Here is a 9,184-nt window from a genome sequence, read left to right on the forward strand (position 1 = left end):
ACGATTCCTCAAGCCAGTCAACAACACCAGGAACACCCGCCCACCACCGAAGCACGACCCCGTACACCCCCCAACAGCACCCAACCGCTACAGCAGCCGATCGGCGCGTACGGAGGGCAGGCAGGCGAGGACGCGCCCTGCGGCATCGGCTGTCGCTTCGGGTTCAGGTCTCATCCTGAGGGCATGTTGGACGGCTACGTCGGCGGTGTGAGGAGAAGGAACCCAACGCGGTGTGGATGAGCCAACCCACGCCCGCTCCGACCGCGTACCAGAACAGGTCGGGTGCATTGAAAGTGGACCCGAGCACGAGGTGGGCAAGCGCGCTGCGCCGGGAGAGTTCAGTCGGCACCTGGCTGAGCTGCAGGAACTCGACTGCCCAACTGGCGGCCAGCGCACCTCCAGCGGCCGTCAGTGGCCTGACCCGCGGCACCACCAGAACGAAAAGAGTGAGGAGCAGAAGGGTATACAACGCGTCTCCGCCGTATTTGGCCGTGTTCCCCACCGCCACGGACCTGAGTCCCAACCCCGCACCGACGGTCATCATCGCGGCCCCCGCCGCCACCAGACGGGTCCGTACTTGGTCAGCTGAGCCGTCACAGGTTTCGAAGATGCGAGCCACAAAAGTCATACTGCCGGACGGCCGACGCTCGCAGCGGAGCACACCGCAGGCCGGACGCGGCATACGGAACCGATTCGCAGACCTGGTGACGTGCCTGCCCACCCCGGTCGCCCACCCCCGGGTAGGCGCCGTCGCACAGGTCGCCGTCGTGCGCGGACAGCTCGGAAAGACGGCGAGTCCTCTCCCGCAAACGTGCCGTCGGCGAACTCCAGGACCAGCGCCAAGCCACGGCCTGCCCGACCAGGCCGGCGCAGCAGACGTCCGAGCGGCACGACCAGATTCAGAAGGACTCTGCGGACACACGTGCCTCCGTGTCGTCTGACATGCGGCCGCCGCCGGCGACGGGAGCACACCACATGCTGGGCACATCAAACCCGCGACCCGGCGGGAGTCCACGGGCTTGCTCACCTTCGAGCGGCCGCAGAACAGGTGGCAGCGGCGCGGCCCGGGCTGCTGCCAAGTGGCCGGTCCATTTCGTCGCCTTCGACCAGCTCAGCGGGTCCGGCCCCGGGCACCATGCCGCAGCCCCCAGACTGCAGCGACAGCTCGCCGGGACGGCGTTTCGCCCATCTTCAGTACTGCCCGGGTTCTAGGCTCGGCCTGTGGGGCAACCTGAGCAGCGCGCCGAGGGCGCGGGACCGTTCACCACTCGGCTCACCTGGCATCTTCCCGACGGCGGCACCGCCGTGTGGGAGTCCCGGCTCGCCCGGCGGCGTGGGGTGCTGGCCGTTCGTCCTCGCAGTGCGGCGGCCACTCGTCACATCCGTGCGGACGCCGTTTCGATCACCCGGCTGCGCCGGCTCAACGCCATCGCCGCGATCGCCTTCGTCTTCGGCGGGGCCCTCTTCGCGGCCGGCGCGGCCGTCGCCCAACTCGGCTCCGGCGACGCCACCCAGTGCGCCTCGATCTACTTCGCGGGCGGCCTGTTCTTCACCACCGGCGGCTACGTCTCACTGCTCCAGGTGATCAACGCCCCCCGCCACGTCATCGTCGGCGAAGGACGGCTGCTCACCCGCCACTGGCGATGGTGGAGCTATGAGCCGACGCGGGTGGACTGGCTGAGCACGTTCGTCCTCTTCGCGGGCACACTCGTCTTCGCCGTCGACCTGCTGGACTCCTTTCTGCAGGGTCTGACCGTCCAGCAGGTCAACCGGCTGATCTGGGCGCCCGACGTGATCGGCTGCATCCTCTTCCTGATCTCCGGCCACCTGTCCTTCGCCGAGATCTGCCATGGACGGCTCTGCGTCCGGCCGCACAACCTCGGCTGGTGGATCGTCACCGTCAACCAGCTCGGGTCCGTCCTGTTCATGATCTCGGCACTCGCTGCCTACACCCGCCCCGCCACCGGCAGCCTCGTCAACGCCGACATCGCCAACTGGGGCACTCTCACCGGCGCCCTGTGCTTCTCCCTCGCAGGCATCCTCCAACTCGGCGAACACCCATAAGGCTCGCAGGTGAGGTGACGCTGAGCTGCCGCCCTCTCATCGTGCGAGCCCGACCACCGGACAGCAGCGCGGGACGGCACGCCGCCAGCCAGCGGGCCCGCGTCCGGCAGAGCAGGAATCCGGTCTACGCCCCGGGCGACACCCGAAGGCGCACAGGCGTTCGGCGACGAAGCTCTCGACGCTCAGCCGCGGACACAGGGAGTTGCACGGGTTCTGCTGGACAAGCCGGAACGCTTCCGCAACCGGCGCAGGTCCCGGGCGCGCGCGGAGTGCAGCGGAATGCCGTCGAAGTCGACGGACCCGGCTTGTGGGGCGCTCCAGCGCCATCACCGTGCGTGCGGTGGTGGACTTCCCCGAACCGGACTAGGGAGCGCATTGAGTCGTGATCAAGGAGTGGTTCGAGTGAGGTCCTTGATCCAGATCATTGAGGCTCGAAGGTGGAGGCCGGCGAGGTAGCTGGCAGGGGTCCTGTCGTAGCGAGTGGCGATGCCTCGCCATGCTTTCAGCTTGTTGATCAGTCGCTCGACGGTGTTCCGCACCTTGTAGAGGTCTGCGTCAGTGGCCGACGGGCCGGCCGCCTCTGGAGCCCTTCTTCTTCCGGCTGGCGGCCTGGTCCTTCTTCTCCGGGATGACTGCCTTGATGCGGCGTTTCCGCAGGTGGGACCGGTTGCCGCGGGACGAGTAGGCCTTGTCCCCGGCGACCGCGTCCGGCCGGGTGCGGGGGCGGCCGACAGGCCCGCGGACCCGTATCTTCTTGAGTACGGGGATGAACTGCGGGCTGTCTGCGGCCTGTCCCGGGGGCAGGACGAACGCCAGCGGGCGGCACTTGCGGTCCGCGGCCAGGTGGACCTTGCTGGTCTGCCCGCCCCTCGACCGGCCGAGCAGGGCGGCCTTCAGCCGGAGTTTCCGCCGACGCCGGATGCGTCGCCGCTCTTCCCGCTTGGGATCGGTCGCGGTGTCCTGTCCCTCATGTTCTTCGAGGCTGCCCCTTTTGACCTGGCCTTTTCCGCTTCGGCGGCAGCCTTCTCCAGGCCGGTGAGGACGTCCTCGCCCAGGTGCATCCCGACTGCGTCGTGGTGAGCGCGCGCGGTGGTGGAGTCGATGCTGACCAGGGACAGGTCCACCTCACCCCGCTTCGCGGCTTCCGCGATAGGTCCCTCCATCAAGGCCTCGAAGACGCCGGCGTCACGCCACTGCCGAAAGCGGTTGTGGACGGTCGACCAGGCGCCGAACTCCTTCGGCATCTCCCGCCACTGCCCACCCGTCTTGAACGGCCAGATCACACCCTCGAACTGCTGCCGCAGCCGCTCGGGGTACGGGCCGTACTCGCCGACCGGCAGGTACGGCCCGATGAACTCCCACTCCGCATCCGTCAGTTGCACTCGCGTCACACAAGACGGTCTACCGGTCCAGACCCCGCCACGAGGGCCAAACCCGCAGATGATCACGACTGAATACGGGCCCTGGCTGTAGGGCCGGGCTGGGCCAGGCAAGCCCGCTGATGCCACTCCTGCGAGCGAGGGTGTTCAGGCGGTGGTGCGATTGCCCTGGCGGGCGGCGAGCGCGGCCTGGGCGCTGGAGTAGGCGGGCAGGAAGGTGTCCATCCCGGTGACGCTGAGCAGGCGGCTCAGCCGGCCGGGGATGGCCGCCAGGGTCAGGGAGCCGTCGGCGTCCTTGGCGCAGCGCCAGATGCCAACGAGGGCTCCCAGCCCTGAGGAGTCGCAGAACGTGACCCCCGACAGGTCGGCGACCAGGTCCGCGTGTCCGGCCGCGATGAGTTCCAGGGCGCGGGCCCGCACGGCGGGTGCGGCGGCGATGTCGAATTCCCCGGACAGCCCGATCACGGCCAGGGCGCCGTCGGTGTGCGGGACGTCGATGTGGAATGCGTCGGTCATGGGCGTCGGATCTCCTGCCCGACGGAGGCGTCGGCGGGTGCGGTCGGGGCGGCGGCGCTGTGAGCGGTGGTGGTGATGCCGGCGGGAGCGGCGTCCGCGGTGGGGACGGACAGAGCCAGCAGCGCCACGTCATCGCGTTCGGTGTCGGGGAGTGTGTCCAGGAGCGCGACGGTGTCGTCGATCAGGGCGCCGGCACTGACCGGCGCCGGTCGCTGGGCAAGGAAGTCGGTAAGGCCGGTATCGGCGAGCATGTGGCCATCGACGGTGCGGGCCTCGGTCAGCCCGTCGGTGTACAGCAGCAGTCCCTCGCCGGGTGCCAGGTGCAGGGTGAGTGAGGCGAAGGCGGCCTCGGCGAACGCGCCGACCAGCATGCCACCCTTGGCGCGGGCCGCCTCGACCCGTACACCGCCGCCCTCGGCAGGGCTGAGATGGTAGGCGGGCGGGTGACCGCCGGTGGCCAGCGTGACCGTGAAACCGCCGTCCCGGGCCGGATCGAGCAGGCCGAAGACGGCGGTGCAGAAGCGGGTGCCGACCGCCGCGTCGAGCAGCAGCGCGGTGTTCAGGGCTTTGAGCGCGGCCGTGGGGTCCGCGTCGACGAGGGCTGCGGCCCGCAGCGTGTAGCGGGTCAGTGAGGTGACCGAGGCGGCTTCGGCGCCCTTGCCGCACACATCGCCCAGGAAGAACGCCCACCGGCCTCCGGCGATGGGGAAGACGTCGTAGAAGTCGCCGCCCACTTCCTGCGGGGAAGCGGTCTTGTAGTGGCAGGCCAGCTCAAGCCCGGGTACCGCGGGCAGCGCGGGAGGCACCAGGGTGCGCTGCAGGGTGGAGGCGAACGCGGCGATGGCCGCCTTGTCCCGCTCCGCACGCTGGCGGGCCTCTTCCTCCGCCTGACGCTTCTCCTGCTCGGCGCGTATCACGTGCAACGCCGACAGTCGCAGTTCCAGCTGGTCACGCACCACCGCGGCCAGGTCCCCGAGGGTGGAGGCATCGGCCTCGCTGATCTCGCGGGGGCGGGTGTCAAGGACGTTGACCGTGCCCAGGCGGTGCCCGTCGGCGGTGATGATCGGAGCGGCGGCGTAGAACCGCACCCCCATCGGGCCGGCGACCAGCGGGTTGGAGCAGGCGACCGGGTCCAGCAAAGTATCGGGGATGACAGTGGTGTCATCACTCAGCACCGCCGAGGCGCACAGGCCCGGATCCCGGCCGATCTCGCTGACACCTTCCAGCCCGTGCGCGGCCTTGAACCAGATCCGGTCCTCATCCACGATGGTCACCGTCGCCACCGGCACCTCGAACAGCCGCGCGGCCAGCGCCGCGACTCGGTCGTAGGCGCCGTCCGGCGGAGTGTCGAGAATGTCGTAACGGCGTACCGCCGCCATCCGCGCCGCCTCGACCGACACGGCCAAAGGCTCGCTCGGTGCTATCGCAGGCAGGATCGCTTGTTCCGGCATGTCCCTCGTCTCGTTCATCCCCCCAGGAAGGCACCGACCAGACAGCCAGCACTTTGGAACCCTACCGAACGCGGCCGGGGCACCCGATCCGACGGCGAGCTTCGTAGTGCGCACCGGCATCGTGGAACGGCCGCCCAAGCACCGACCGCAACCGGGCGCAGTGATCGGCGAAAAGGCGAAGGTGACGGCCTTCGTGGTCCGGACCACAAGCTGTTCACCGGCCTGAGCACAAACTCCGACGGGACGTTGCCCCCGGCCAGGTCGACCAGGTCCTCCGCCGCGAGAACCTGGCGGACCTGGTCGCCGCCGGCACCACGCTCGGACCGGAGCAGGACGCCGCGCGACTCGGTGTGCGCAGGGTTGACCCGCAGTCGATCGAGGTCCGCTTCGACACCTCGCGGGTGCGGGGCCGTCGATATCACGGAAGGAGTAGGCATGAAGGCGAGGGGAAGGGGTAGGCGCGGCAGGGCGAGTCGAGGTGGGCCGGTGTCGGCATGGCCGACAAGGGGAGGGAAACATGGTTACGGATACGGCAGCGGCGACGGCGGATGTGAACTGCTCTGAACTGCCGGAAATCCCGGACCCGTCGAAGGTCGCTCCGAAGGACGCGCGTGAGCTCACCCGCCTGTTCTTCCAGCAGTTGGACCTGCTGGAGGAGGGCACGCCGGAGTACCAGTACGCGCGCAACACGCTGATCGAGATGAACATCTCCCTTGTCCGCTACGCGGCCTCCCGCTTCCGCAGCCGGGACCCGGAGGAGATGGAGGACATCGTCCAGGTCGGCGTGATCGGCCTGATCAAGGCCATCGACCGTTTCGAGCTCTCCCGCGAGGTGGAGTTCACCTCCTTCTCGATCCCCTACATAGTGGGCGAGATCAAGCGGTTCTTCCGCGACACCACCTGGGCCGTGCACGTTCCGCGCCGCCTTCAGGAGGCCCGCGTCCAGCTGGCGCGCGCCACCGAGGAACTGCACAGCCGCCTGGGCCGCACCCCGACCGTGGCGGAGCTGGCCCAGCTGATGAACCTGGAGGAAAAGGAGGTCATCGAGGCGCGGCTGGCCTCCAACGGCTACCGCTCCTCCTCCCTGGACGCCGCCATCAACAACAGCGAGGACGGCGAGTCGGCCCTGTCCGACTTCATCGGCCACGACGACAGCGCGCTGGAACTGGTGGAGGACTTCCACGTACTCGCCCCGATGATCGCCGACCTCGACGAGCGCTCGCGCAGGATCCTGCACTGGAGGTTCGTGGAGGAACTGACCCAGGCCCAGATCGGCGAACGGCTCGGCGTCTCCCAGATGCACGTCTCCCGCCTGCTGTCACGCACCCTGACCCAGCTCCGCGAGGGCATGCTCACCACCCACTGACACCGCCACCTCGCAACGGCACCTCGCGGTCGTGGTGAACCCGTACACCACGCCACCACCCTGTGCGCTGTCGGTTTGGAGCGGTCCCGCTCAGGCCGTTCTCCACCCGTGTGGGCGGCCTCCGCGCCATTCCACCCAGCGGGCATCGTCCAACACTCCCCCGGGTTCGTCGACGCCCGCGGCTTGAAGGAACACCACCAGGTCGTGGTCGCTGTAGGCGGTGCCGAGGATCTCGTCCCGGCCGTGCGAGTGCACGGTGACGCTCCGGCCACCGGTACGGGAGGGCTGGTGTACGACGATCGGCGCGCTCATCACGCCTTCCAGCGTGCTCCCGGCAGGACCGTGCGGCGAGTCGGCTGCCCTGTCGATCCCGTGGCCCAGGGTCACGCAAGCAGCCTGACCCGTACCTCACCGCTCTCGCGGTCCACCTGCACGGCATGGCCGGCCTGCGTGAGGATCGCCAGCAGCGCCGACCGCAGAGCAGCACGAATGCCCTCGAACTCGGCATCCTCCCGGCCCGCGGAATCCAACTCGCTGCCGGGCACCCATCCCACGAGCACCGAGTCCGTATCCCTCCGCACCCGCAGGCCAGGGCTGCCCTCATCACCGGCCGACGCCACATCGAAGCCAGCACGGGCCAACGTCCCGCACACATCAGCGAGCAGCTTCTCCACGGCATCAGCGGTCACCGCCAAAGCCTATCCACACACACCCTGACGGTTTCGGACACAGGTGCTTCACCTGCGGAAGACGCAGAGCCGGCCGCTGGTCTTGTGCGCTGCCTCTGCCTCTCCCGCCTTTGGCGCACCGTCGTGCACGAAACCGAACGCCACCTCGGCTGGGGCGCTGATCGTAAGGTGCGGCACGCCCGACCGACCCTTTTCCCCCGCCGCCATCTCCTGCCGGTAGCGCGCCGTTTCAGGCAGGCCGTCAGGGAAAGGTGATGGGGCCGACGGGAGCGCCGGCTGTCACTGGGGGCGGCGTCCGGTGACGTCTCCGCCGGGGTCGTCGGGCAGGGCGATGCGGGCGGTGACGCGTTTGCCGACCGGCTCCCGCTGGACCTCGAAGCCCTGCGCGACGGCCATGACGATCTCCAGACCATGCTGCCCGACCCTGCCCGCATCGGCGGCCCGCGCCACCGGCAGGACCGGATCGCTGTCCCACACGATCACTTCCACCACGGCGCCGGAAATACGCAGCTCCACCAGCACGGGGCCAGGGGCGTACTTGCGGGCGTTGGTGACCAGCTCGCTGACCACCAACTGGGTCAGGTCCATCGCGCGCGCGGACACCGGCAGGCCGTGCTCCGCCTGTACACGGGCGAGGAAGTCCCTCGCGCGGTGGCGCGCCTCAGCGATGACGTGCCCGTCGCCGTCCAGGGCGACGGTGTCCTGTATCGGAGGGACGTCCGGCATCACGCTGCCCTCACCCTCGGGGACTGTTCCAGCCGGCTCCACCCTTGTTCCCCCGTTCACACTTCCTGCGCGTACCCGCACTATGCCTCACATCTCCCGTGAGAACCTCATAACGGGCCGCACACGTGTTCGCCTTAGCATGAGGCAGGCTATCGGCGCACTATCGCGCCGGGGCCTCGAGTCCCAACAGCGAGCGGTCAAGGAAACAGTGACAGACACCCACGGAGCAGCCCGGCCCGGCCATCTGTCGATCGGCCACACCGCTATCGACGGCATCCGGGTAGTCACCCTGCGCGGCGAGATCGACCACGATGTCAAGGACATGCTCGGCGAGGCCCTGCTGTCCTGTGACGGCGCGACGCCGCCGCGGACCGTGGTGGACCTCAGCGGCGTGACGTTCATGGACTCCAGCGGCATCAACGTCCTCGTCGCCACCCACAAGAGCATGAATGACGCTCAGGGCTGGCTGCGTATCGCTGGCGCCCAAGAGTCGGTGCTGCGGCTCCTTGAAATCGTCGGCCTGAACGACGTCATCCCCTGCCATGCCACCGTCGAGCAGGCCCTGACCATCTGACCCACTTGTGGTGCCTTGTTTGTGAGGCAGGAGCCGGGGCTCAAGCGGCTTTACCGCGACCGCGGCACCCAGGGCTACGAGGAGGCGCGTTCCATGACTGCCGGCGAGAAAGCCAAGGCGAAGACCGAGCAGGCCGAGGGCAAGGCCAAGGAGGCCCTGGGAAGCGCTCTCGGCAACGACCGCATGGCTGCCGAGGGACAGGCGCAGAAGAGCAAGGGCGACGCCCGTGAGGCCAAGGAAAGGGCCAAGGACGCCTTCAAGCACTGACACTTTGTACTAAGCGCTGTCCCGTAAATGATCTTTGACGTGCTGGATGGCCTGACGTTTCTCCGTCACCCGGCGAGGGTGAGGTTGTGCAGGCGGGCGATGCCGAGCATGGCGTGGTGGACGCCGTCGCCCTTGAGGCGGCAGTCGCGGAG

Annotated in this window: 10 protein-coding genes and 2 pseudogenes; 4 read left to right on the forward strand and 8 right to left on the reverse strand. The window is 68.9% G+C overall.

Annotation, left to right across the window (positions count from 1 at the left end; translation table 11 throughout):
* Window positions 1-163 precede the first annotated feature (163 nt).
* Entirely contained in the window at window positions 164-544 is a 381-nt protein-coding gene (locus tag ACFWBD_RS41125) for a DUF2809 domain-containing protein (protein WP_385679272.1), read from the reverse strand.
* 677 nt (window positions 545-1,221) lie between these two features.
* On the opposite strand from ACFWBD_RS41125, the gene ACFWBD_RS41130 reads away from it, so the two are divergent.
* Window positions 1,222-2,064, forward strand: coding sequence for a hypothetical protein (locus ACFWBD_RS41130; RefSeq protein ID WP_385679245.1), 843 nt, complete (start codon window positions 1,222-1,224; stop codon window positions 2,062-2,064).
* A 386-nt stretch (window positions 2,065-2,450) separates the two neighbouring features.
* Here the strand turns inward: ACFWBD_RS41130 and ACFWBD_RS41135 are convergent.
* The 3 genes and pseudogenes from ACFWBD_RS41135 to ACFWBD_RS41145 all read right to left on the reverse strand — a co-directional run bounded on the left by ACFWBD_RS41135 (window position 2,451) and on the right by ACFWBD_RS41145 (window position 5,359).
* Window positions 2,451-3,455, reverse strand: a pseudogene (locus ACFWBD_RS41135) (IS5 family transposase).
* Between the two features lie 135 nt (window positions 3,456-3,590).
* Window positions 3,591-3,959 (reverse strand): STAS domain-containing protein, encoded by a 369-nt coding sequence (locus ACFWBD_RS41140; protein ID WP_385679248.1) that lies wholly within the window; start codon window positions 3,957-3,959, stop codon window positions 3,591-3,593.
* Window positions 3,956-5,359, reverse strand: coding sequence for a PP2C family protein-serine/threonine phosphatase (locus tag ACFWBD_RS41145; protein ID WP_385679251.1), 1,404 nt, complete (start codon window positions 5,357-5,359; stop codon window positions 3,956-3,958). Before ACFWBD_RS41145 ends, ACFWBD_RS41140 begins: the two co-directional genes overlap by 4 nt.
* A 568-nt stretch (window positions 5,360-5,927) precedes the next feature.
* Here ACFWBD_RS41145 and ACFWBD_RS41150 point away from each other — a divergent pair.
* Entirely contained in the window at window positions 5,928-6,776 is an 849-nt protein-coding gene (locus tag ACFWBD_RS41150; RefSeq protein WP_385679254.1) for an RNA polymerase sigma factor SigF, read from the forward strand.
* A 90-nt stretch (window positions 6,777-6,866) separates the two neighbouring features.
* On the opposite strand, the gene ACFWBD_RS41155 is transcribed toward ACFWBD_RS41150, so the two are convergent.
* The 3 genes from ACFWBD_RS41155 to ACFWBD_RS41165 form a co-directional block, all read right to left on the reverse strand.
* Window positions 6,867-7,163, reverse strand: coding sequence for a hypothetical protein (locus tag ACFWBD_RS41155; RefSeq protein ID WP_385679257.1), 297 nt, complete (start codon window positions 7,161-7,163; stop codon window positions 6,867-6,869).
* The gene (locus ACFWBD_RS41160) at window positions 7,160-7,465 is read right to left on the reverse strand and encodes a hypothetical protein (protein WP_385679260.1); all 306 of its coding nucleotides are present in this window, start codon (window positions 7,463-7,465) and stop codon (window positions 7,160-7,162) included. The genes ACFWBD_RS41155 and ACFWBD_RS41160 overlap by 4 nt, the downstream gene beginning before the upstream one ends.
* A 279-nt stretch (window positions 7,466-7,744) precedes the next feature.
* Window positions 7,745-8,191, reverse strand: coding sequence for an ATP-binding protein (locus ACFWBD_RS41165; RefSeq protein WP_385679263.1), 447 nt, complete (start codon window positions 8,189-8,191; stop codon window positions 7,745-7,747).
* A gap of 208 nt (window positions 8,192-8,399) precedes the next feature.
* Here ACFWBD_RS41165 and ACFWBD_RS41170 point away from each other — a divergent pair, with 208 nt between their 5' ends.
* Window positions 8,400-8,765: an STAS domain-containing protein gene (locus tag ACFWBD_RS41170; RefSeq protein WP_385679266.1), complete on the forward strand. Its 366-nt coding sequence runs from the start codon at window positions 8,400-8,402 to the stop codon at window positions 8,763-8,765.
* 93 nt (window positions 8,766-8,858) lie between these two features.
* Window positions 8,859-9,032 (forward strand): CsbD family protein, encoded by a 174-nt coding sequence (locus tag ACFWBD_RS41175; protein WP_385679269.1) that lies wholly within the window; start codon window positions 8,859-8,861, stop codon window positions 9,030-9,032.
* A gap of 65 nt (window positions 9,033-9,097) precedes the next feature.
* Here ACFWBD_RS41175 and ACFWBD_RS41180 read toward each other — a convergent pair.
* Window positions 9,098-9,184 (reverse strand): annotated as a pseudogene (locus tag ACFWBD_RS41180) (IS5/IS1182 family transposase); the annotation flags it as partial.

The organism is Streptomyces sp. NPDC060002, from assembly GCF_042737245.1.
In the GTDB taxonomy this organism is placed as follows: domain Bacteria; phylum Actinomycetota; class Actinomycetes; order Streptomycetales; family Streptomycetaceae; genus Streptomyces.

What these genes read in the sequence shown, in the direction of transcription:
- ACFWBD_RS41140 (WP_385679248.1), bottom strand. Translation starts at nt 3,959, where the DNA reads ATGACCGACGCATTCCACATCGACGTCCCGCACACCGACGGCGCCCTG.
- ACFWBD_RS41165 (WP_385679263.1), bottom strand. Translation starts at nt 8,191, where the DNA reads ATGCCGGACGTCCCTCCGATACAGGACACCGTCGCCCTGGACGGCGAC.
- ACFWBD_RS41150 (WP_385679254.1), top strand. Translation starts at nt 5,928, where the DNA reads ATGGTTACGGATACGGCAGCGGCGACGGCGGATGTGAACTGCTCTGAA.
- ACFWBD_RS41175 (WP_385679269.1), top strand. Translation starts at nt 8,859, where the DNA reads ATGACTGCCGGCGAGAAAGCCAAGGCGAAGACCGAGCAGGCCGAGGGC.
- ACFWBD_RS41125 (WP_385679272.1), bottom strand. Translation starts at nt 544, where the DNA reads ATGATGACCGTCGGTGCGGGGTTGGGACTCAGGTCCGTGGCGGTGGGG.